This is a genomic window from Gallaecimonas aegicerasi, assembly GCF_045291545.1.
In the GTDB taxonomy this organism is placed as follows: Bacteria; Pseudomonadota; Gammaproteobacteria; order Enterobacterales; family Gallaecimonadaceae; genus Gallaecimonas.
Window position 1 is genome coordinate 2,193,233 of sequence record NZ_CP149514.1, and the last position, 23,313, is coordinate 2,216,545.

Consider the following 23,313-nt stretch of genomic DNA (forward strand, 5'->3'; position numbering starts at 1 on the left):
CCGGTTTTTTTATTGCCGGGGCATACGGTAGAACAGGCTGTAGAGCACCGGTAGCACAATCAGGGTCAGCACCGTGGCAAAGCCCAGCCCGAACATGATCACCACCGCCAAGGATTGGAAAAAGGCGTCAAACAACAGCGGGATCATCCCCAAAATCGTGGTGATGGCCGCCATGCACACCGGCCGAACCCGGCTCACCGCAGCATGGATCAGCGCACTGAGCGGTGCCTTGCCGTCTTCCTGTTCCAGTTTGATTTGTTCCACCAGGACGATGCCGTTTTTGACCAGCATGCCGCTCAGTGACAACAGCCCCAGCAACGCCATGAAGCTAAAAGAGGCATTCATCAGCAACAAACCACTGCTGACACCAATCAGTGCCAGCGGCACCGTCAGCCAGATCACCAGGGGCTGGCGCACCGAGTTAAACAGCAACACGGTGATAATGAACATCAGCAGGTAGCCCATGGGCAGGCTCGAGAACAGGCTTTTTTGTGCATCGGCAGACTTTTCCTGTTCGCCACCCCAGCTCAGCTGGTAACCGGTCGGCAAGGTAATGGCCTCTACCGCTGGCCGAACCCTGGCGAGGATCTGGGCGGCGGTTTGTTCGCCCATGACATTAGGTTCGGCCTGCACGGTAATGGTGCGTTTGCGGTCACGACGCAAGATCAGCGGGTCTTCCCAGTCAGTATGAAAATCCGACACCACCTGGGTAATGGGCAGGTAACGGTTATAAACCGGACTCCACAGTTGCACATCACGAATGTTATCAGCCGCCAGCCGTTCACTGGCCGGTGGCCGGGCGATGATCGGCAGCATTTGGCTACCGTCCCGGTACAAGCCAACCATGGTGCCGGAAAAATTCATCGCCAGTACTTCGTCCAGTTGCTGGCGGGTAATACCGGAGCGGCGCGCCTGGGCTTCAGCAAACTGTGGGCGGATCACCTTGACCCGTTGGCGCCAGTCATGGCGAATCGACTCCAGCGCCGGATCTTGCTGGAATACCGCCTCGGCCTGAGCGGCCAGCGTACGCAGCACTTGTGGGTCCGGGCCGCTAAAACGCGCCTCAATACTGGCCTTGGGACTGGGGCCAATCATCAGCCGTTTTACCTTGGCAAAGGCATCACTGTGCTGGTGGCGCAGCAGCGCCCGGGTGGCAGCGATGACGCTATTGAGTTGCTGGCGATCATCCAGGCTGATAATCAGCTGCCCGTAGGCGTCGTTATGCAGCTCCGGGGCATAAGTGAGCATAAAGCGCTGCGCCCCCTGGCCAATGGTGCTGGTGACCGCGCTAACATGCGGCACCTGCAACAGGCTGGCTTCCAGGCGCTTGATGTGCGCCTCGGTGGCGCGAATATCGCTACCCTGAGGCAGCCAGTAATCCACCAGAAACATGGGAGTATTGGACGGCGGAAAGAACGACTGCTTAACCTGGCCAAAGCCCAGGACTGCCGCAACCAGTGCTACCAGCATCAACAGTAGCGTCAGTGGCCGGTGGCGAATGCACAGCGCCAGTAACCGCCGATAGGCCTGATAAACCGCGCCTTGATAAGGGTCCTGTGGCGCGTCACTGCTGGCCACTGGCGATTCTTTGAAAAACAGATCACAGAAAAACGGCGTCAGGGTAATAGCGGTAAGCCACGACAGCCCTAAAGAGATCAACAGTACCCAAAACAACGAGCCGGCATATTCGCCGGTAGCATCTGCCGACAGGCCGATGGGCGCGAAAGCGGTAATGGCGATAACCGTCGCCCCCAGCAGTGGCCATTTGGTTTGCGCCACCACCTGCTTGGCTGCCTCAAGCTTGGTGAGCCGTTTTTGCAGGCCGATCAGCACTCCTTCGGTAATGACAATGGCGTTATCCACCAGCATCCCCAGCGCAATGATCAGCGCCCCCAGAGAGATCCGTTGCAGCTCAATGTCCATCAGCTTCATGGCAATGAAGGTGCCGAGAATGGTCAGCAGCAGGATCAGCCCCATCAGCACACCAGAGCGCACGCCCATGAACAGCAGTAGCACAATAATGACAATGGCTACCGCTTCGGCCAGGTTTACCAGGAAGTTGTTGACCGAATCGTCAACCAGCTGCGGCTGGTTGTAGATGGTTGCCAGCTGCATACCCACCGGCTGCTGATACGCCAGCGCCGCCAACCGCGCCCGGACCGCCTGCCCTACATCCACCACATTCACACTGCTGGCAAAGGACACCCCCAGCGTCAGCGCCGGCTGGCCGTTGTAGCGGTACAGATGTGACGGCACCTCGGCATAACCGCGGTGAATGCTGGCGACATCGCCAAGATACACCTGCGCCTGGGCACCCGGCTGGGAGATCAGTAGCTTTTCCATATCCTTGACTGACTGAAACTCGCCGGTGGGGTAGATACGCAGGTATTCATTGCCAACCCGGACATGGCCGCTGGCATTGACCGAGTTCTGGCTCGACAGCAACGCGAAGATCCGCTGCATGCTGATCCCCAGCGCCGCCAGCCGCGCCCGCGACAGCTCAACGTAGACCTGTTGGCGCTGAGCGCCTTCCAGCTGCACCTTACCTACCCCCGGCACCAGTACCAGCTCGCGGCGCAGGTAATCGGCGTAGTTTTTCAGGTCCTGATAGGAATAGCCCTTACCGGTGATGGCGAAAAACATGCCATAAACATCGGCGTAATCATCTATTACCTTGATCCGCTGCACACCGCCAGGCAGGGTTGGCTGCAAATCGCCGAGCTTGTTGCGCAGCTCATCCCAGATCTGTTGCAGGGCCTTTTTGCGGTAGATGGGCTTCATTTCCACCACTACCTGCGACAACCCTTCACTGGACGTGGAAGTGACGTAGTCAACATACGGCAGCGCCTGAATGGTCTGCTCGATGGGCAGGGTCAGTTCTTCTTCTACCTGGGTCGGGGACGCGCCGGGGTAACGGGTGATGATCATGGCCGACTTAATGGTAAAAGCCGGATCTTCCAGTTTTCCCAGGTCAAAAAACGCCAGGGTACCGCCCACCAGCAGCAGCAAGGCAATAAGCCAGCTGATCACCCGCCGGCGAATGGCAAATTCAGCAACCGACATTACAGCCCCCGTTCTTTGACCAATGGCCTGACGGCTTGGCCCTCTCGCAGGAAACTGGCGCCAGCGGCAACCACCACATCACCATGACTCAGGCCGCTGGTAATGGCGATACCGCTGCTGCTGACTTCCCCCAGCGTTACCGGGGTTAGCACTACCTTACCGGCTTGATAGCGCCAGACGTAGCTGCCGGATTTGCCGTCAGGCTGAAATACGGCTTCAGCTGGCACCGTTAACGGCTGCTGCGCCGCCAGGGCAAAGACCTTGTGCATATTCACCTGCACATCCACAGACATGCCCGCCAGCACCTGTAATGACGAAGGCTTGGCCATCGTCAGGATAACCCTGAAGGTGCGGGTGGCCGGGTCAGCCACGGCATCGTGTTCTTTGTAACGCGCTAAAAATACCTGCCCTGGCACCCCTGCAAAACGCACCTGTGGCTGGTAGTTCACAGCGTTATCGCGCACTCGGCTCATCAGGCTTTCCGGCAGTTGAATGGCAATGTCCAGCATCTGCTTGTTTTGCAGCTGAAAAATAGGTTCTTTGGCCTGCACAAACTGAAAACTGTCAACAAAACGTTTGGCGATCACCCCGTCGTAAGGGGCGCGCAGACGGGTGTAGCTGAGATTGTCACGGGCCAGCCGCAGCGCCGCTTCGGCTTGCGTACGGCGCGCCTTGGCTTCGTCAAAGCTGGCCTGCGGAATGAGCTTTCTCGCCAGCATCTGCTCAGCCCGTTTAAATTGCACATTGGCTAAATCAAACTGGGCCTGGCGGTCCAGCAGCTGGTTTTGCAGGCCGGTGTCATCAAGGCGGGCCAAGAGCTGGCCTTTTTTTACCGCCTGGCCATTGCGTACAGCCAGTTGCTGCAACTGCCCAGGCAAACGAAATGCCAGCACCGAACCGCCCGTGGTAGCCACCACACCGGGAAAGTGACGCACCGCCGCCTCCGTGGCGCCGCCCACGGTATAGAGCTTGACCGGTGGCGCCGCCATATTGTCAGCACTTTTATCTGCCTGGACATGGCAGCCGCACAGCAGCATGGCTGCCAGTAACACGCCGGTTCGCATCATAAATCCCTCATGGTTGTGGCGGCACAGTCTAGCCGTCATGACTGGTCAGACAAGACCAACCATGTTGACACATTGTTATGCAAAATGATCACAAATGGGACTGTTTTGCCTGCTTTACAGCCATGGCAATAACAAAACGTCAGCACGGCTTGTTATTCGATAAGGAAAGAGGCTAGTCTTTAAATACCCCATAGGGTATAGACCGACTGCCGGAGGACATATGACCCAAGCCATCGTAACCCCGTTTTTTGATGAAGCCACCTTTACCTACAGCTATGTAGTGCAGGACCCTGGCAGCAAAGCGGCGGTGGTCATTGACTCAGTGCTGGATTTTGACCCAGCTTCTGGCCGTACCGCCTTTGACAGCGCCGATGCCATCATCGCTTTTGTTGAACGCCAGAGCCTAGAGGTGCATTACCTGCTGGAAACCCACGTTCATGCCGACCACCTTTCTGCCGCCCCCTACCTCAAGGAAAAACTCGGCGGCCAGCTGGCTATTGGTGAGCACATACTTACGGTTCAGGAGGTATTTGGTAAAGCCTTTAACGCTGGTAGTGAGTTTGCCCGCGACGGCAGCCAATTCGATCAGCTGCTCAAAGACGGCGACACCCTGAGCTTTGGTGCCACGACAGTGCAGGTATTTCATACACCGGGCCACACCCCGGCTTGCGTCAGCTATTTGATTGGCGATGCCCTGTTTGTCGGTGACACCCTGTTTATGCCCGATTTTGGTACCGCCCGCTGCGATTTCCCCGGTGGCAGTGCCAGCACCTTGTACCAGTCCATCCAGAAACTGTTTACCTTGCCAGACAGCACCCGGGTGTTTCTCTGCCATGACTACAAAGCCAAGGGCCGTGACCACTATCAGGGCGAAACCACCTTGGGCGAGGAAAAGCGCCACAACATCCATATTCACCAAGGGGTCAGCGAAGCAGACTTTGTGGCCATGCGCGAAGGCCGCGATGCTACCTTGTCCATGCCACGGCTGATCCTGCCATCGGTGCAGGTCAATATGCGTGCCGGCCAACTGCCACCGGCAGAAGACAACGGCGTTCGCTACCTGAAACTGCCACTGAATCTGTTCTAAGCAAAAGCCCGCCACACCGGCGGGCTTTTTTCACTCAAAAAACGTGGTCAAAACTTGCACAGAGTCGAGGGTAAGCGTTAACCTTAAAATTAATCAGTCGATTAATTAATTATAGATATGCCCATACTTGATGAACCCAACCGCGGCGATGCAACCCGCCAGGCACTGATCGCTACCGCCACAGACGTTTTTGCCCACAGTGGCTACGATGGTGTTAGCACCCGCGCCATTGCCCGCGCGGCCGGCATCAACCAGGCATTGATCAGCTACCATTTTGGTAGCAAGGAAGGACTTTACCTGGCGGTTTTTGAAGCCATTGCCGAGGCACTAAATGAAAAAATCAGCCCGTTAGCCAGCAGCATGGAAAAACTGTTTACCGGCCAAGGCCAGCCACGCAGTCAGTATTTACAGGCATTCGAGCAATTGGCCAGTGCCATGGTCGACCTGATGGTCAGCCCGCAGACCGCCCATTGGTCACAGCTGGTACTGCGGGAACAACAACACCCGACCAAAGCCTTTGATGTGCTCTACGACCGTTTCATGGGCCGGTTGCTGGGCTTGATGACCCAACTGATCCAGCGGCTACGCCCAACCTTGAGTGAAACGGATGCCCGCTTGCTGATGCTCACCTTGTTAGGCCAGGTGCTGGTTTGGCGCTTTGCCCGCACCAGCGTTGAACGCCAAATGGGCTGGCATGACCTGGACCCGGACGCCATTAAAGCTCGCCTCTTTACTAATTTGCGCCTGTTGCTCGAAGGAGACTCCTCATGTTGAAAAAACCGGTTATCGCCCTGGTGGTTGTGGCGGTGCTTGGCGCCGCCGGTTACGGCTGGTACCGCCACCAGCAACAGCAGGCAGAGCCACTGACCCTGTACGGTAATGTGGATATTCGCGAGCTGTCGCTGGCATTTCGCCAGGGGGGGCGTATTGCCAGCATGAATGTGGATGAAGGTGACAGTGTTGACGCCGGCCAGGTGTTAGCCAAACTCGATGCCACCCCCTTGCAGCAACAAGCCGATGCCGCCCAAGCGCAAGTGGCGGTGGCCAAGGCCAAGCTCGATGCCCTGCTGGCAGGCAACCGCCAGCAGACCATTCAAGCGGCAGAAGAAAACCAACGTCAGGCCAGTGCCGTTTTTAACAGCCGCCGCCTGGAATACCAGCGCACCCAGGATCTGGCCAAACGCGGTTCAGCCAGCCAGCAGGCGCTCGACAGTGCCCGCTATGCCCTTGATGAAGCCCGCGCCCGGCTGGCCGCCAGTAAGGCCACCTTGTCACTGCTACAAGAGGGTCCACGCCCGGAAGACATAGCCGCTGCCCGTGCCCAATTGCAGGCTGCCAAGGCACAGCTGGCGCTGGCCGACACGGCACTGAACGACGCCACACTGGTGGCGCCCAGTAGCGGTATTGTACTAAGCCGGGTAGTACAGCCCGGCGCCATGGTGCAACCGGGCAGCCCGGTATTCAGCCTGTCATTGCGCCAGCCAGTCTATGTGCGGGCGTACGTCAGCGAGAATAACCTCGGTAAGGTTGCCCCTGGTACCGCCGTGCTGCTGAGTACGGACTCAAGCAGCCACCGCTACCACGGCAAGGTCGGTTTTGTTTCACCGCGAGCCGAATTTACTCCCAAGTCAGTGCAAACCCCGTCGTTACGTACCGATCTGGTCTACCGGCTGCGTATTGTCGTCAGCGACGCCGATAACAGACTGCTACAAGGCATGCCGGTCACCATCACCCTGGCGTCGTCATGAGCGCCGCCATTGTCATTGATGAGCTGCACAAAGCCTTTGGGCAAACCCAGGCGCTGCGCGGCATCAGTGCTCAAATTGCTTCGGGTCGACTGACCGGCCTGGTGGGCCCGGACGGCGCTGGCAAAACCACGCTGATACGGATGATGGCCGGGCTACTCAGCCCCGACAGTGGCAGCCTCAGAGTGGCGGGGCTGAACCCGGAACAAGACGGCGATGCGCTGGCCGACACCATCGGCTACATGCCACAACGCTTCGGTCTCTATGAAGATCTGTCGGTGATGGAAAATCTGCGCCTCTATGCCGAGCTACGCGGCCTGGAGCGCCAGCAATATCAGCAAACTTTTGACAAGCTGCTGGACTTTACCCGCCTGGGCCCTTTTACCCGGCGGCTGGCCGGGCAACTGTCTGGCGGCATGAAGCAAAAGCTGGGGTTGGCTTGCGCCTTGATTACCTCGCCTAGCGTGCTGTTACTGGACGAACCTGGCGTTGGTGTTGACCCGGTCAGCCGCCAGGATCTGTGGCGCATGGTGCAAGCCCTGACCGATAACGGCATGGCCGTGCTCTGGGCCACCGCCTATCTGGAAGAAGCCGAACGCTGTGAAGATGTGTTGTTACTCAGCGACGGCCAGCTACATTACCGCGGCGAGCCGGCCACCTTGACCGCTCGTCTTGCCGGCCGCTGTTTTCGCCTGCAAGGTCAAGGCAGCACCGATAAACGGGCACTGCTACGCCAGGCTCTGGCTGAAGAGAACGTCCGTGACGGCGTTATTGAAGGCGATGCCATCCGGCTGGTAGTGGCCAAAGACGCCAGCACTGACAACCTCCAGCCCCTGGGGCAGTTAACGCCCACTGCGCCGCGTTTTGAAGACGCCTTTATCGATCTGCTCGGCGGTGGCCCCGGCGGCCATTCGCCGCTGGCCGACACCATGGCCACAGTGACATTAAGCGGCGACATGGTCAGCTGCCAGCACCTGAGTAAACGTTTCGGTGATTTTGCCGCCACCGATGACGTCAGTTTTGCCGTTAAAAAAGGTGAGATCTTCGGTTTACTGGGCCCCAACGGCGCCGGTAAATCCACCACCTTCAAGATGCTCTGCGGGCTGCTGCGCCCCAGCAGTGGTGAGGCCCGAGTAGCAGGTTTTGACCTGGCCCAAGGCGCTTCGGCAGCCAAACACCAGCTGGGCTACATGGCACAGAAATTTTCGCTGTACGGCTTGCTGTCGGTGCGCCAGAACCTGGCGTTTAGCGCCGGTGTTTATGGTCTCAGTGGCCGCCAGCGCCAGCAGCGTATCGATGAAATGATCAGCAGTTTTGGCCTGGCGCCCTTTCTCGACAGTGCCCCGGATGACCTGTCACTGGGCTACAAACAGCGTTTGGCACTGGCTTGCGCCCTGATGCACCAGCCGCCCATCTTGTTTCTTGATGAACCCACCTCCGGTGTTGACCCCATCACCCGCCGCGAATTCTGGACTCACATCAATGGTCTGGTCAGCAAAGGGGTTACCGTGCTTGTCACCACGCATTTTATGGACGAGGCGGAATACTGTGATCGGGTGGCGCTGATGTACAAAGGGCAAGTGATCGCGCTGGACAGCCCCGACGCACTCAAAGCCCAGGCCGGCGACAACGCCAGCATGGAGCAGGCTTTTATTCATCTGATTGAGGCGCAGCATCATGACTAGCCGCCGGCTGTTTGCCCTGGTGAAAAAGGAGAGTTTGCAGGTACTGCGCGACCCTTCCGCCATCTTAATTGCCTTTGTTCTGCCGGTCATTTTACTGTTTCTGTTTGCCTATGCGGTGTCGCTGGATATCCGTCAGGTACACCTGGGCGTAGTTGTGCAGAGCGACAGCGCCAAAGCCCATTCGCTGGCCTCCGCCTTTGCCGGCACGCCTTACTTCAAGGTGCTGCCCGCCCGCCACCGGCGAACAGTAGAAGCACAACTGGTCAGTGGTGATATCAAAGGCTATGTGGTGATCCCTGCCGACTTTGACCGCCGCCTGGCACACCGCCAGACCCTGGTGCAAATCGTCACCGATGGCACCCAGCCAAATACCGCCAACTTTGTTGCCGGCTATGCCCAAGGCGTGATCAGTAACTGGCTGATAAGCAATGGCGTCAGCATGCCGGTAAACCTGGCACCACGGGTCTGGTTTAATCCGGATGTGGAAAGCCGGCGCTTTCTGATCCCCGGGGCCATTGCCATCATCATGACCATGATCGGCACCTTGCTGACCGCGCTGGTGGTGGCCCGGGAGTGGGAGCGCGGCACCATGGAGGCCTTGCTGTCGACGCCGGCACGGGTACCGGAAATTCTGCTCGGCAAATTGCTGCCCTACTTTGGCCTGGGGCTGCTGGCCACATTGGGTAGCACAGTTCTGGCGATCACCGTCTTTGATGTCCCCCTGCGCGGTAGCTGGCTGGCACTGCTGGCGCTGTCCAGTTGCTTTTTAATTCCGGCACTGGGGCAAGGGCTGCTGATCTCGGCCCTGGCCAAAAATCAGTTTATTGCCGCACAGCTGGCGCTTTTTTCCGGTTTTTTACCAGCCTTCATGCTGTCTGGCTTTATTTTTGAGATCGATGCCATGCCACTGCCGCTGCGATTGCTGACGCACATAGTACCGGCACGCTATTTCATCGAGTCACTACAGACCGTTTTTCTGGTGGGTGACGTCTGGCCGCTGATGCTGCCCGATATGGCAGCCATGGTTTTGATTGGTCTGGTGATGTTTGCCATTGCCCGGGCCAAAACCCGCAAATCACTGGAGTAAGACCATGTCATTTGCTCGCCTGCGGGCGCAAATCATCAAAGAATTTCTGAGCCTGCTGCGTGACCCAAAAGCCCGGGCGATACTGATTGTGCCGCCGATGCTGCAGCTGTTTATCCTGTCTTTTGCTGCCACCTTGGACGTTAAAAACGCCACCGTCGGTATCTACAACCAGGATAGCGGCCAAAGTGCTTATGAGCTGGTGCAGGCCATTGAGCACGCCAGCTTCGTTGGCAACTTGGTGGCTGTGCATAGCGAACAAGGCCAGCAGCAACTGATTGACCAGCATAAAGCACTGCTGGTGGTGCATATTCCCGAGGATTATTCACACCACCGGCTGGCTGGCACCGCCGCCACAGTGCAGGTACTGATGGACGGGCGCCGCGCCAATGCTGCCCAGGTGGCTCTTAATTACCTACAGCAAATTGCCTTGAGCCAAGGCGGCGTCACCGAGCCGGTACGCTTGCGTCACAACTTTAACCCTAATCTGATCTATCGCTGGTTTATTGTGCCGGGCCTGTCCGGCATTCTGGCGATGTTTGTGTCGCTGGTGATCACCTCGCTGTCTATCGCCCGTGAGCGCGAGCTGGGCACCTTTGATCAGTTGCTGGTATCGCCAACCCGGCCCCTGGAAATCATCATCGCCAAGTGTATTCCGGCAGTGGTGGTGGGGTTTGCTTTGGGGTCGTTGATGATCCTGGCCGCGTTGCTGGTTTTTCAGGTGCCGCTCAGTGGTTCATTGCTGACAATGGCGGCCTCATTGCTGCTGTTTATTGTCTCGGTGGTGGGTATCGGCTTGATGATCTCGGCGCTGGCCATGACCCAGCAGCAGGCGATCCTCGGCGCCTTTGCCGTCGGCATTCCGATGATCCTGATGTCAGGCTTTGCTACCCCGATTGAGAATATGCCGGCGCTGTTACGGGCGGTGGCCGAAGCCATCCCCCTGACCCACTACCTGGTTTTGATCCATGGTATTTTTCTCAAAGCCGCGCCAGCGGCAGTCATCAGCCAGCATCTGTGGCCCATGGCACTGATAACGCTGGTCACCCTCAGTGGCGCCACTATCATGGTGCGCTGGCGCCTGCAGTAAATCAGGGCAGGTGAAAACGCAGGGCCTGAGGCCGTACCTTGATATCAAAGTGGCGGCCGGTGATCGGCTCGCCATCTAAGTTCAGGTGCAATGTTTGCTCGGTGCTGAGCGTAAAGTGCGCCAGTGACTGACGCTTAACCCAGTCTTGATGGCCCGCCCCCCCTTGTTCGATAAAACCCTGCAACAAGGTGGTAATGGATTGCTGCGGATTGGGGGGTAACAAGGTCAGCTCCAGCAGGCCATCATCAAGGGCGGCACCCGGGCACAAACGGATGCCGCCGCCGGCCTGCTGGCCGTTACCAATGGCCAGCGCCAGCAAGTCGCCCTGCCAGTGAAAGTCGTCGCTGTCGATACGGGCGCTGATCGGTGAGAATTCAAATAGCTTACTGAGACCGGTCAAAAGATAAGAGGCTTTGCCCAGCCAGTTTTTCAAGTTCGGGTCGGTATTGACGGTCACTTGCGAACCAAAGCCGCCGGTGGCCACATTGAGAAACAGCTTGTCGTTGATCTGTCCGGCATCAATAGCCCGCGCCGGACGCTCAACAATAACTGCCAGTGCGGCTGCCAAATCGTCACTGGCAATACCGGCGCCACCGGCAAAGTCATTGGCCGTACCCATCGGCAGTAAACCCAGAGCGTAATCGGGCTCACCGCCGTCCAGCGCACCGTGCAGCACTTCATTGAGGGTGCCATCACCACCGGCGGCAATGACGGTGTCATAGCCCTGCCCCCTGGCCTGATGAGCAAACCGCTGGGCATCGCCGGCTTCAAAAGTCACCTGCACGGAAACGCGGTGGCCGTCATCCCGGCACTGTTCAACCAACTTGCGCAGGCGCGGCTCCGTGGCGGCTTTACCATGAATAATCAGGTGCAGAGATTTCCCCATGAACGGCCTCTTAGTGGTGAACGATGTCGCCGCGAAAATACACTTCCAGGCGCAGCTTGATTTCCCAACTGGGGTCAAAGCCGGCTTCCTTGGGAAAATGCAGCGATGGCGCCACATCCAGAAATAAAAAGCCATGGTGCAAATCGCGGCGGTATAAGGCTTCCAGATAGTAATCGTCAGCCCGCGGCTGATGGCCACCATGCCCGAGAATACCCAGCGAGTAACGCATAACGCTGCGGCGGTTCAGGCGCTGATAAAACTCGGTCTTATGGTAGAACTCCAGGTAATCGTAGGTTTCCTGCCATTGCAATTGGGTAAGAAAACGCAGGTAATGGTTTTCATCCAGAGGGCGGCCGACATCAACAAAAGTACGGGCCGAGTAACCGCTACTGTCAAACCAGGACAGGCGGTTGTTGAGCTCCAATGTCCAGGGCGACTGCCCCAGTTGCCAGAGCCGTTCATTGGTAAAGCGCAGGTAAGGGTCTAGGGGCATATGCAGCTTGATACCACCGGACAGCCGATTGCTCCAGCCTTCCAGTTTATTCACGCTGTCCGACTTCTCCAGGCCAATAACAGAGCCCTTGCCACCGTCGAAACGGCCGGTGCGAAAGTCCTGCCGGGCCTGCTGCTCGAGAGTACCAAGGCCTTCTTCCGGATCACTTTCGATGATCAATTTCAGGCGTTCGCGGGTGGTGGGGATATGCAGTTTGTAACGCAGCGCTAAGTCGTTCTCATTGCTGCGATGTTGCCGCAGCAATAGCTCTTCACTCAGGCGCAGGTAGGAATGATTCTCGACTTTCAGGGAATCGTCAGAGCCGAAGTAGCCATCAATGTTGCGCGACACATTATCAACCCAACCGGAAACCCAGTCATATACCGGCGTTATGCGTTCCACCGCCCAAGGAGGCAGATCTGTGTCATCGTCATGCTGCTTTGTTGCTGACGGCTCCGCCGCCCACACCGGTAGCATCAGGCATAGCATGGTTATGGCAACCGCAAGGCGCATTCCCTGACCTCATCTTCGCTCTCTGTTAACCTGATTATTACACCGTACTAGGTGAATAACCCAAGTACCATCTCATCTTAACCAGTTGAAAAAGAGGTTGCCTTTTATCAGTTGCTCTCAAACAATCATTACTACAGCGCCTCACACCACCCAGCATGATGATAAAAAATAATACGCTGTGGTTGCCTGTCAGCCTGGTTTTCGTTCTGGTGATGTTTACAACCCAGTACGTTGCACATTTGCAACACCAGTCGAATACAGAAGCACAGCGTGCCAAAGACATGGCCAGCCTGACCGAACTGCGGGCCAGGCTGGAATCCAAGCTCAACTCCACCCTGTATCTGGGGCAGGGGCTCGCTTCTTTTTTGCGTACGCACCCGGATGCGTCAGCCCAGCAAATTAAGGCTGTGCTGGCCGATATTTTCACCTCGGCCAAATACCTGCGGGACATGGTGGTTGCCCCGGATCTGGTGATGCGCTACGTCTATCCGCTTAAGGGTAACGAAGGGGTACTCAACGTTGATTACCGGACGCTGCCCAAGCAGTGGCCGCTGGTGGAATACAGCATCCGCCAGAAGAAAACCATTTTGGATGGCCCGGTCAGGCTGATCCAGGGAGGCAATGGCCTGGTGGCCCGCACACCGATATTTGTCGACGGTAAGCTCTGGGGGTTGAGCGCCGTGGTTATCAATATCGATGATGTGATGCGCGCGACCGGCGTGCGGCAGCTTACCTCTCGCTTTTCCTTGCAGATCACCAATCCCAGTAAGGCCGACAGCTTGATTTTTGGTGCGCATTACCTCCCTGACCCGACCTTTCAGCTACCCATATCGGTACTCAATGACCACTGGCAGCTACGCGCGACACCGCTGTCCCAACACTGGGATGACGGCTTGGTGTTGCATGGTGTCGCCATTGCTCTGTCAGTACTGCTGACCCTGCTGACTTTTTTGCTGCTCCGGGAGCACCAGCTGGCGAAGTTTCTGGCCAACCATGATCCGCTGACCTCGCTGGCCAATCGCCGTCAGTTTATGAAAGCGCTGGAAGAAGCCGTCAGACAATGGCAGCTCAAGCGCCGCCCTTTCGCACTTTTTTATATTGATCTTAATGAATTCAAGAATGTAAACGACAACTACGGCCATGCTGCCGGTGATGCCGTACTACTGGAAACAGCCCAAAGATTGCGCCAGGTTGCCCGGCGCAGCGATCTGGTCGCCCGGATTGGCGGTGATGAATTTGTGCTGTTACTACCCGATATGGGAGGGGACAAACAAATTCAACGCATTGTTGAGCGTTATCTGGAAACCCTACAACGGCCAATTCAGGTAGGCGAGCATAGTCTTAACATCAAAGTCGCGCTGGGTCAGGCAAGACCCAGCGAGAACACCCGCAATGCCGATGATCTGATCCGCAAAGCCGATATGGCGATGTACCAGCAAAAACCCTACGCTACTTCTTAACCCACTGTCCTTCCGGGGTTTTGACGTATTGCCCCTGGGGAGTACGGGCAATGGCTTTCTGGCCTGCCAACAAGGCCACCTGCTCCAGGCTAATACCATTTTGGCGGGCAATTTCCAGATATGCCTTACGGCGTTTACTGTTCACCTCTTCAGCCAGCGCCACCGCCTCCGGTGTGGCTTTGACCACGCCCAGATAACCATTGGGCTGCTCACCCAGCAATCCGGCCTGCTTCGCATCACCGAGGGTCAACGCCAGGGCCGCCAGCGGCAGCAGTAACACCATGACACCGGTCAATATCCACTTTTTCATCACTCCCCCCTTAAAACAAGTCACTGTTTTTGCTGAACAGGGCATCGAGATCCTTATCCACCTTAACGCGGATCTCATGCTCTATTTTCACATTCAGGTTAATGGTAATGGGCTTTTCCGGCGCCTCCAGCGCCACCCGTGGTGAGCAGGCGGTCAGCACCAGAGCGGCCACCGGCGTCAGTAGCCAGACTGCATGTTTCATGGTGTCTCTCCTTGTTGCACCTGCTGTTGTAACTGTTGGCTAAGGGTGTCACCCATGCGCAGGCTGCGCAGCAGTTGCAGCAGGTTCTCCTGATGAGCGTAATTGAGGTTGACCGGTAAGTCACCTTGTTCGGGGTTGTGGCCACGTAGATGCACTGTCAGTGTGGCCTGGCCGTCTGCCGCCATATCCAGTACCGCTGTCAGCTGATCTACGGCCAAGTCTCCCAGAGCATCCAAGGCCACCTTAACTGAAGTGCTGCCACTTTTCAGACGCTTGACGGCATCGGTATCCAACACTTTCAGGGCCACCGGACTCACATTATGTAACCGGGCATTTTCGATACGTAGGCTACGGCGGCCCAGCTGAATGGGTACCTGGCCACTGAGCTGGCCACTAAGGGCGACCACCGGCTTATTCTGTAAGGCCCCCAGCTGCGCCAGTGACAGACCACTAAGCTCTACGGGCTGTAGCTGATGGCCAGGCCAGTCCAGCCTGGCTGCCTGCAAGTGGCCGCCCAGCAGCTTTGCCGTCAGTTCGGTCAGGGTCAAGGTTTGCTGATGCCAGTGCAGCTGACAGGCCAGTTGGGTCAGCTTAATGCCTGTGGCCAAGGTTGCCAGCTGCACGTGCCCTGTGCCTTGCCAGGGCGCCGGGCCGGAAAACTGTAACTGCCCCTGGGCACCACTAAAAGCATTGGCCCCCAGCAGGCCACGGCCGTCTTTGAGGGTCAGCTGGCCATGCACCTTCGCCGGCCACTGCCATTGCCCCTGGCTATGCAACCGCCCACCGTCGAAGGTCACAGGTAACAACCCGGACAGTGCCGGCGTCAGCACTAGCTCCCCCTGCCAGTGCCCTGTTAAGCCCTGTTGCATATCAAAGTCGCCTTGCACCTGAGCTTGCCAGCCGGGCACCTGTAGCTGCCAGCGCCCTTGTTGGCCGGCCACCGTCAGTTGCCCTTGCCAGGCTGGCAGCCGCAGCTGCGCGGTAGCCAGCCCCTGGCCACTTACCGCCAGCGAGCCGCGCAGCGGGGCCAGCGTCAGGCTGTCACGTAAGGTCAGTTGCATAGGTAGCAGTAGATAGTGTTCTAGCAAGCCACGGCTGACGGTGAGGTGACTGCCCGCCAGCAGTCGGGGATGAGGCTCGGCGGCAAAAGCACCGGTCAGCGTAAGCACCGGGCCATTGGCTTGCAGCGGCGCAGTACGGGCATGAACCCCACCCAGCCAGCCGTTATCAGTGCGGGTCAGGCTAACATCACCATTAAGTTGCTGCTGGCGGTAGCGCCAATGCAGCGCCAACGCCAGGCTCGGCGCCGCCAGCCGGATCTGCTGCGCCTTATTGCTCTGCAACTGTCCCTGCCCCCAAGGGCCTGTAACGGTTACAGCAAAAGGCGCCAGCTGTATATGTTCAGGGGTTGCCGTCAGTGGCACAGCGCCGCGCACCTGATAATCACTCAGCTGGCCACGCAGCTGCGCTTGCCCGGAAAACAGCAACGCCGGCCAGTGCAGTTGCCCGGTGATACTGGCATTAATACGTTGGTAATGGCCGGCCAGCTGCACTGGCAGCGGTGTTGTAGCCTGCCAAGGCAACATCAGAGGCTGGTGCAAGCTGACGCCATAATCGGCCTGCTGGTAATGCGCTGTTGCCACCTGTAAGCCACTGGCCGTCAGCGTGCCGTTAGCGCTGACACCGCTGCCACTGAGCTGCCAGCTAAGCTCGTTCAGAACCTGGGTAGTGGCGGTCAGTTGCATCGGCCCCAAGGTGGTTACCAGTGGCACCTTTAAGGTAGCGTGGCTTAACTGTTTGCCCTGCCCGGCTGCCGTCAATTGCCCCTCGGCACTACCCAGCCCCTTTAATGGCCAGGAGGATGGAGTATGGGCCTTAAGCTGCCAGTGTTGCCCTTTGGCAGCCAGCTGCAAGCTGACCGGGCCACTGATTTGCCCTGCCGCCAATTGCCCTTGGGCGGCAAGCTGCAACTGGCCATCATGCCAAGAGCCTTGCCCGGCCAACTGCCAGTGGCTGGCAGCCGTTAATGGCAGATGCCCTTGCCCTTGCAGCCGTAAAGCGCCGGTAGCCGGCTGCCACTGCCCTTGGAGCTGCCCCAAGTCGTTGCTGGCACGGACATGCAGTACTTTGCCATCACTTTGTAAGGTCAGCGCCAGGGGGGGTAAATCTGCCAGCGACAGTGCTGCCAGAGACAGGGAAAAGGCCGGCAGGCTGGTCACGGCGCCATTAGTGGCTGTGCCGCATGGTGTGAATTGAGCCTGCTGGGCGCTAATGACGGGCGGAAATAGTCGAGTGAGCCTGACCTGGCGCAATTTCAGCAGTTGGCAATGGCCCTGGCGATATTCGACAGCGCCGGCCTGCCAGCCATGCCAACCCTGTACGCTCAGCCCGGATGGCCATTGCCACCACAGCCCAAGCACTATCGCCAGCAGCAGTACCAGCGCCCCCCAGAGGATCCTTTTCACCTGAACTCACTTATGTGATGCCCTGATTCTCAAGGCTAACTTGGGCATAATGCAGAGACAACGTCTTAGCCAAGGAAGCGTATGCATCGTCAGTTTGTTGTCATCGGTCTCGGTCAGTTTGGCCGTACTATTGCATTGGAAATGATGCGACAGGGCCATCAGGTACTGGGGCTGGATTCCGACCAGCAACTGGTTAATCAACTGGCTCCCCAGCTGACGCAGGCACTGGTGGTAGATGCCACCGACGAGCAGGCACTCAGTGAGTTGAACCTGCATGATGCCACCGCCGTGGTGGTGGCCATCGGTGAAAATATCCAGTCATCCATTCTCTGCACCCTACACCTGAAAACCCTGAAAGTGCCGGAAGTCTGGGTCAAAGCCCTGAACCCGGCTCATCACAAGATCCTCGCCAAACTGGGGGCTGACCGCATCGTGCACCCGGAGTATGAAATGGGGCTGCGGGTCGCGCAAAGCCTCAATTACCCTCTGGTTCAAGACTACATTGCCTTGGGCAATGAATATTACATGGTGGAAATCACCGTCTCGGACAGCATGGATGGCCAACCGCTGGCCAGCCTGGAACTGGATGAACGGCAAGTTACCCTGTCAGCCCACAAAAGAGGCACTGACCTGCAACCCCGGCCACCTGCCGATTTGGTGCTGGCGCAGGGTGACATTCTGCTGCTGCTGGGCAAGCTGGCTGATCTGCAAAAATTGTCGGCCAAACTATGAAGCAATGGCACCAACGCATCCGCCCGCGCCAATGGCAGGGCCGCCACCGCACCCTGGCGATGAGCCCACCGGCGGTACTGGCCAGCGGTTTTGCCTCACTGATCCTGCTGGGCGCCGTATTGTTATGGCTGCCCTGGTCGTTAAAAGCGCCACTGCGTTTTTCCGATGCCCTGTTCACCGCGACCTCTGCCGTTACAGTGACCGGCCTGAGTGTGGTAGACACCGCCAGTCATTTTACCCTGTTCGGCCAGAGTGTGTTGTTGATGCTGATCCAGCTTGGCGGCCTCGGTTTTATGACCTTCGGGGTATTGGTGTTGTTACTGCTGGCGGGGAAAATGTCTTTTAACCAGCAGTTTTTGATCCGCGAAAGCCTCAATCAGACGCAACTGACGGATGTTGCCCGGCTGCTGCGCCACTTGCTGCGCTTTGTGCTTTTGGCCGAAGGCCTGGGAGTGCTGCTACTGGCACTGATTTGGGTGCCGCAACTAGGCTGGCAGCAAGGACTATGGCAAGCGCTGTTCTACACCATTTCAGCCTTCAATAACGCCGGCTTCGGGCTGGCACCGGACAGTCTTAGTGCCAGTGTCGCCAGCGGGCCGGTGAATATGGTGATCTCTGGGCTGTTTATCACCGGTGGTATTGGTTTTGCTGTGGTCTCGGAGCTGGCTCAGAAGCGGCGGCTGACCGGCTTGTCGCTGCACACTCGGGTCATGCTGTTAGGATCTTTATTGCTGGCGTTGCTGGCAATGCTGCTGTTTGCCCTTATCGAATGGCACAACCCGGCCACACTGGGGCCACTGGATACCGCCGGTAAGCTCTGGGCCAGTTGGTTTCAGGCTGTAACCCCTCGCACTGCCGGTTTTAATACCGTGCCCATCAGCGGTTTGATGCCGGCATCAGTAATGCTGATGCTGTTGCTCATGCTGATAGGTGCCGGCCCCGGCTCTACCGCCTCCGGCATTAAGGTCACCACCTTTGCAGTGCTGTTGGCAGCTACCCGCGCCTTTTTGTTGCGCCGGCGCCAGACCCTGCTGTTGGGGCGAGCAGTGCCCGCGGTACTGGTGTTCAAGGCACTGGCGGTGACATTGCTGAGCCTGATGCTGATCTTTGTGGCGCTGTTTATTCTGACCATCAGCGACGGCCATCAACATTTTCTGGATCTGACTTTCGAGGTGGTCTCTGCCTTTGGCACTGTTGGCCTGACCCGTGGTATTACCCCGGAACTGAGCGATACCGGCCGAGCGGTGATCATGGTGCTGATGTTCCTTGGCCGCCTTGGGCCACTGACGCTCGGCTTTATGCTGGCTACACCACGAACCCATAACATTCGTTATGCAGAAGAGTCACTGGCCATCGGTTGATATCAGCGGGCATCAGCGTTTGCAGAGCGTTGAGGCAGGCTATCGCCGGTTTTACTGCTCAGCCGTTAGCAGTTGGCTTTTATAGCGACGGCTGGCTCGAACCTGATGGCCGCCCCGTAACTTGAGCTGCAGATCGCCTCCGGCCAAGGGGGTAAGCTGTTCAATCATGGCGCGATTGACCAGCACCGAACGATGTACCCGCACCACATCCAGCCCTTGTTCAGCCAGAACCTCGGCCAGTTCTTTGAGGGTGACACGCGCCAGCAACTCACCGCCGCGGGTAATGACATCAGCATAATTGGCCGCTGCCCGCGCAAAGATAAAGTCTGCCGCCAGGAAGCGGATACGGGTAGCACCGCTGCGTAATTCAACCGCCGGACTGTTGGCCCGCTCCTGCGGCTGGACATTAAGCACAAAAAAGCCTGCCAGCAAGACCACGAAGGTGCGGGCATCCTTCCAGTATTCATAGCTGATGGCGTCATAGCCGCTGCTGAAAAAGTCGTAATGGCCACCGAACAACACCGGCAGCAGCCCTTTTCGTAACAGCACCATCAGCGTCACATGGCCCGCTGAAAAGACCAGACTGGCTGCCACATAGCGAGGCAGCTGTCGTAGCCAGTTGCTGCGCATTAGCGGCCAGCGCTCGGCCACTGTAATCAGCCATGGCAGCATAATAAGAATAGCCAGGGCACTGGTCACTTCGTAAAACAGCGACTTACCCCAGAAAATAGACTGCCCGGCGCGCTCATAATCGCTGACCATTGATACGGTATTAACGGCACAAAACAGTGCAGTCAGCAGCAGCGTTGCCAACACAAAGCGAGGGTAACGCCGAAAAGTACCCAGGTAGGCGGAGGCCTGAATTGTTCTCATAGTAAGGCAGTCTATAAGGTCGTCAGTAAAGCGCAAGCCCTTTCAAGACAAGGGCTATACCGGTTATCCCAGCAGCCCAACCGGTTATCCCAGCAGGTAAAAACCTGATTACCGGCTATCCCAAGGAGCCACTCAGTGGCCCCGGTGCAGTGGCAGCCAATACGCGACCAGGGCACCTTCATGGCATTGCCGTTAATCAACAGGACACCCCATGAATACCTTGCCAAGCTTGCCACGCCGCCACGATCTCGACTGGCTGCGGATCATCGCCTTTGCGTTACTGATTTTTTATCACATCGGCATGTATTACGTGCCCTGGGGCTGGCATGTCAAAAGCCCCTATGTGAACACCTCACCAGAAGCGCCGATGATGCTGCTCAACCCCTGGCGCTTGTCGCTGCTGTTTTTTATCTCCGGCGTTGCACTGCGCTTTGCTGCCGACAAACGCCGTGCCCTGCCGTTCACCGCCAGCCGTTTCAGCAAGTTGTTTATACCCTTGGTATTTGGCATGGCAGTAGTGGTCGCCCCGCAGTCTTACTTACAGCTACTGCGACTACATGAAATAGCCCCCGGTTTCCTGGCCTTCTGGCCCCGTTATCTGGCAGCCGAGCATTTCAGTATTATCGTGCCGACCTGGAACCACCTTTGGTATGTGGCCTATCTCATCGTTTATACGTTGCTGGCCATGGCCTTGTTGCCGCTGCTACGGATGCTGGCAGCAAAGCTCGATAGCGCCCCGGTTGCACGCTGGCTGAGCGGTGGCCGACTGCTGCTGTTGCCGCTGATCCCTTTTGTGATTTTCCGCTTTACCACCGACAAATGGTTTCCCACCACCCATGCGCTGGTGGACGACTGGAACGCACATGCCAATTACTTCACCATTTTTGTTTACGGCTTGCTGGTAGCCAAAAGTACGGTATTTTGGCGGCTCGTGGCGCAGCAGTGGCGGCTGTGCCTGCTGGTTGCAGTCAGTCTTGGCACGGTGCTGACCCCGGTCTGGTTACACTGGCAGGAGTGGATGAATGACCGACCCGTACTGACCGCGGTTGCCCAGGCGGCACGTGTGCTTTATGCCTGGGCAGTGATACTGACGGTACTGGGCGCAGCACAAGCCTATCTGAATAAACCCAGCCCGGCGCTGCGTTATCTGACCCAGGCTATTTTTCCGTTTTATATCCTGCACCAGACGCTGATCATTGTCTTCGGGGTCTGGCTGTCACAGTTCCGTTTAGGTGCAATAGGCGAGTTTTCGGCGCTGCTGGTGCTGACCGTGCTTGGCTGCCTGGTGCTCTGGCAATACCTGATCCGGCCCTTGCCATGGCTCAGGCCGTTGTTTGGGGTTTTTACAGACAAAGCAAAGCGCCCTGCGACAAAAGCTGCAGAAATGGTGGTCAGGTAGGAAAGTAAAATATGGCCAGTGACTGTGCAGCCGTAACGGCTGCACAGTACTTAGGCTTACTGGGCCAATTGCCCTTGCAGAACCTTGCCATAGGCAACCATCAAGCGGCGATGGCCTTCTGTTGGCCGTTCCGGGTCCAGTGCCGCCAAGCCAGGGAAACGCTGGACACCGGTCGCCAGAGCCTGAGCCTCAGCCAATATCTGCTGGCCATAATAGCCGCTCAAAGCACGCTCATAAGCAGTCAGGTCCCGGCCATCAAGTAGCAGTTCCAAAACCGCAAACAAGGCCCGGTAACCTTGCCGCTCTTGTGCCGTTAAGTGCCCGGATGCCAACACCGAACCGAGCTGTTCAAACGCCTCTTCCTGTTCACCCAATGCCAGCAGTAACCACAAGCGCAGCTCACCGACTCGCAGGCGAGCCCAGGGTGTGCCTTTATCACCGACAATACCGGCCCACTCCAGCACCCGCAGTTGATCGTTCACGGCATGCTCGTCCAGCGCTTCCAGTAAACCCTGCCAATCATCGCGGCTGGCAGCAGCCAAATTGAACAACACCGGCCGCCACATCAGGGCTTGGTTATTGTTATTCCAGACGAGCTCATCGGCGGGGTAAATGTCCGAGAACCCAGGCACCAGAATACGACAGGCATAAGCGCCCAAGCCCTGGTATTCGGCGATATACACCTGATGACCTTCTGCATGCAGCAGATCAATCAACGCCTGGCGTTCAAATGCGTTGTTGTGCTGGTCATCCCAGTCGGCAAAGGGCATGTCCGGCGTGTCGGACAACAGCCCCCAACCCACCACACCAGATGAGTCAATAAAGTGCAGCTCCAGATTGTGGGGGTCGGTTAGCTGTTCCCGGTCACAGCTGGGCGCCGGAAAACCCGCCAGCTCGTCCAGAGCACGGCCTTGCAGCAACTCGGTCAATGCCCGCTCAAGCGCCACGGCAAATTTCGGGTGAGCGCCAAAAGACGCAAAAATACCGCCGTCTGCCGGGTTTTGCAGTACCACACACATCACCGGATAGCGCCCTCCCAAGGACGCATCCAGTGCCCGAATATGAAAGCCTTCCTCCTCCAGCGCCGTGATACCGGCGACTATCTGCGGGTAGCGCGCCAGCACTGCCGGCGGTACCTGCGGTAAGGCGATATCCTCGGCGATAATGCGGTTCTTGATGGCCCGCTCAAAGATCTCTGACAACCCTTGCACCTGTGCTTCATCACGGGTGTTGCCGGCACTCATGCCATTGGAAACAAAAATATTGCCAATCAGATTGACCGGCATGTACACCGTTTGGCTGTCAGACTGACGCACATAAGGCAGCGCACAAACACCTTTGTCACTGTCGCCCCCGTTGTGATCAATCAGATCGTCCAGTTCCAGCTCACCCTCGGGGTCATAAATTGCGCGACAGTGGCGGTCAAGCAGGTCAGCTGGCCAGTCGCCTTGTGGGTCATACCACCGTTCATCTGCCTGATGAACGTGGCCAAAGGTAGCCAAGGCGGATGTCAGGCGAAAGTCGGCCCACAGGTAACGGGTTGCCAGGCGCTCCAGCAGTTCACCGTAAGCCGAGGCCAGCGCCGCCTCACGGCTGGCGCCTTTACCGTTGGCAAATACCTGCGGGCAATCCTGGTCACGAATATGGACTGACCAGATAAAGGGCGCGGGGTTAAGCCAACGGGCCTCCTCAATGGTAAAACCCAACTCACTGATGGCGGCACCCAGCCGGGCGATGGAATCTTCCAGGGCGGCATCTTTGCCGGGAATATAGGTTTTTTGCATCGAACTGACCTTTG

The 23,313-nt window shown here is 57.5% G+C and carries 19 protein-coding genes; 10 read left to right on the forward strand and 9 right to left on the reverse strand.

Going from position 1 to position 23,313, the window contains the following annotated elements; translation table 11 throughout:
- Positions 1–9 precede the first annotated feature (9 nt).
- Positions 10–3,063: an efflux RND transporter permease subunit gene (locus WDB70_RS10795; protein ID WP_406664195.1), complete on the reverse strand. Its 3,054-nt coding sequence runs from the start codon at positions 3,061–3,063 to the stop codon at positions 10–12.
- Complete coding sequence (locus WDB70_RS10800; protein WP_406664197.1) at positions 3,063–4,130, reverse strand: efflux RND transporter periplasmic adaptor subunit; 1,068 nt, start codon at positions 4,128–4,130, stop codon at positions 3,063–3,065. The genes WDB70_RS10795 and WDB70_RS10800 overlap by 1 nt, the downstream gene beginning before the upstream one ends.
- 220 nt (positions 4,131–4,350) lie before the next feature.
- Between WDB70_RS10800 and WDB70_RS10805 the strand changes: the two genes are divergently transcribed.
- From WDB70_RS10805 to WDB70_RS10830, 6 genes are all read left to right on the forward strand, one after another.
- Positions 4,351–5,217 carry an MBL fold metallo-hydrolase gene (locus tag WDB70_RS10805; RefSeq protein ID WP_406664199.1) on the forward strand — a complete coding sequence of 289 codons (867 nt, stop codon included), beginning with the start codon at positions 4,351–4,353 and terminating at the stop codon, positions 5,215–5,217.
- 117 nt (positions 5,218–5,334) lie between these two features.
- Positions 5,335–5,991, forward strand: a complete 657-nt coding sequence (locus WDB70_RS10810) for a CerR family C-terminal domain-containing protein (RefSeq protein WP_406664201.1) — start codon at positions 5,335–5,337, stop codon at positions 5,989–5,991.
- Positions 5,988–6,965, forward strand: a complete 978-nt coding sequence (gene hlyD, locus WDB70_RS10815) for a secretion protein HlyD (RefSeq protein ID WP_406668080.1) — start codon at positions 5,988–5,990, stop codon at positions 6,963–6,965. Before WDB70_RS10810 ends, hlyD begins: the two co-directional genes overlap by 4 nt.
- Complete coding sequence (locus WDB70_RS10820; RefSeq protein WP_406664203.1) at positions 6,962–8,647, forward strand: ATP-binding cassette domain-containing protein; 1,686 nt, start codon at positions 6,962–6,964, stop codon at positions 8,645–8,647. The genes hlyD and WDB70_RS10820 overlap by 4 nt, the downstream gene beginning before the upstream one ends.
- The gene (locus WDB70_RS10825) at positions 8,640–9,734 is read left to right on the forward strand and encodes an ABC transporter permease (protein ID WP_406664205.1); all 1,095 of its coding nucleotides are present in this window, start codon (positions 8,640–8,642) and stop codon (positions 9,732–9,734) included. Before WDB70_RS10820 ends, WDB70_RS10825 begins: the two co-directional genes overlap by 8 nt.
- A 4-nt stretch (positions 9,735–9,738) precedes the next feature.
- Positions 9,739–10,821 carry an ABC transporter permease gene (locus WDB70_RS10830; RefSeq protein WP_406664207.1) on the forward strand — a complete coding sequence of 361 codons (1,083 nt, stop codon included), beginning with the start codon at positions 9,739–9,741 and terminating at the stop codon, positions 10,819–10,821.
- A gap of 1 nt (position 10,822) precedes the next feature.
- Here the strand turns inward: WDB70_RS10830 and yegS are convergent, their stop codons facing one another.
- Together yegS and WDB70_RS10840 are read right to left on the reverse strand one after the other, a co-directional pair.
- Positions 10,823–11,707, reverse strand: a complete 885-nt coding sequence (gene yegS / locus WDB70_RS10835; RefSeq protein ID WP_406664209.1) for a lipid kinase YegS — start codon at positions 11,705–11,707, stop codon at positions 10,823–10,825.
- Between the two features lie 10 nt (positions 11,708–11,717).
- Positions 11,718–12,713 carry a hypothetical protein gene (locus WDB70_RS10840; RefSeq protein WP_406664211.1) on the reverse strand — a complete coding sequence of 332 codons (996 nt, stop codon included), beginning with the start codon at positions 12,711–12,713 and terminating at the stop codon, positions 11,718–11,720.
- Between the two features lie 155 nt (positions 12,714–12,868).
- Between WDB70_RS10840 and WDB70_RS10845 the strand changes: the two genes are divergently transcribed.
- Positions 12,869–14,173 (forward strand): diguanylate cyclase domain-containing protein, encoded by a 1,305-nt coding sequence (locus tag WDB70_RS10845; RefSeq protein ID WP_406664213.1) that lies wholly within the window; start codon positions 12,869–12,871, stop codon positions 14,171–14,173.
- Here WDB70_RS10845 and WDB70_RS10850 read toward each other — a convergent pair.
- From WDB70_RS10850 to WDB70_RS10860, 3 genes are read right to left on the reverse strand one after another with little or no spacing between them, the layout of a single operon-like run.
- Positions 14,163–14,483, reverse strand: coding sequence for a YdbL family protein (locus WDB70_RS10850; RefSeq protein WP_406664215.1), 321 nt, complete (start codon positions 14,481–14,483; stop codon positions 14,163–14,165). The two genes, WDB70_RS10845 and WDB70_RS10850, sit on opposite strands and share 11 nt — an antisense overlap.
- Positions 14,484–14,493: 10 nt before the next feature.
- Positions 14,494–14,685, reverse strand: coding sequence for a YnbE family lipoprotein (locus tag WDB70_RS10855; RefSeq protein WP_406664217.1), 192 nt, complete (start codon positions 14,683–14,685; stop codon positions 14,494–14,496).
- Positions 14,682–17,150, reverse strand: a complete 2,469-nt coding sequence (locus WDB70_RS10860) for a YdbH domain-containing protein (RefSeq protein ID WP_406664219.1) — start codon at positions 17,148–17,150, stop codon at positions 14,682–14,684. Before WDB70_RS10860 ends, WDB70_RS10855 begins: the two co-directional genes overlap by 4 nt.
- A gap of 81 nt (positions 17,151–17,231) precedes the next feature.
- Here WDB70_RS10860 and WDB70_RS10865 point away from each other — a divergent pair, with 81 nt between their 5' ends.
- The gene (locus WDB70_RS10865) at positions 17,232–17,882 is read left to right on the forward strand and encodes a potassium channel family protein (protein WP_406664221.1); all 651 of its coding nucleotides are present in this window, start codon (positions 17,232–17,234) and stop codon (positions 17,880–17,882) included.
- Entirely contained in the window at positions 17,879–19,243 is a 1,365-nt protein-coding gene (locus WDB70_RS10870) for a TrkH family potassium uptake protein (protein ID WP_406664223.1), read from the forward strand. The genes WDB70_RS10865 and WDB70_RS10870 overlap by 4 nt, the downstream gene beginning before the upstream one ends.
- 51 nt (positions 19,244–19,294) lie before the next feature.
- Here WDB70_RS10870 and WDB70_RS10875 read toward each other — a convergent pair whose 3' ends face one another.
- A complete protein-coding gene (locus WDB70_RS10875; RefSeq protein WP_406664225.1) occupies positions 19,295–20,116 on the reverse strand; it encodes a LytTR family DNA-binding domain-containing protein in 822 nt (273 codons plus the stop codon).
- Between the two features lie 211 nt (positions 20,117–20,327).
- On the opposite strand from WDB70_RS10875, the gene WDB70_RS10880 reads away from it, so the two are divergent.
- Positions 20,328–21,515: an acyltransferase family protein gene (locus WDB70_RS10880; RefSeq protein WP_406664227.1), complete on the forward strand. Its 1,188-nt coding sequence runs from the start codon at positions 20,328–20,330 to the stop codon at positions 21,513–21,515.
- A gap of 56 nt (positions 21,516–21,571) precedes the next feature.
- Here the strand turns inward: WDB70_RS10880 and ycaO are convergent, their stop codons facing one another.
- A complete protein-coding gene (ycaO, locus tag WDB70_RS10885) occupies positions 21,572–23,299 on the reverse strand; it encodes a 30S ribosomal protein S12 methylthiotransferase accessory factor YcaO (protein ID WP_406664229.1) in 1,728 nt (575 codons plus the stop codon).
- Between the last annotated feature and the right edge of the window lie 14 nt (positions 23,300–23,313).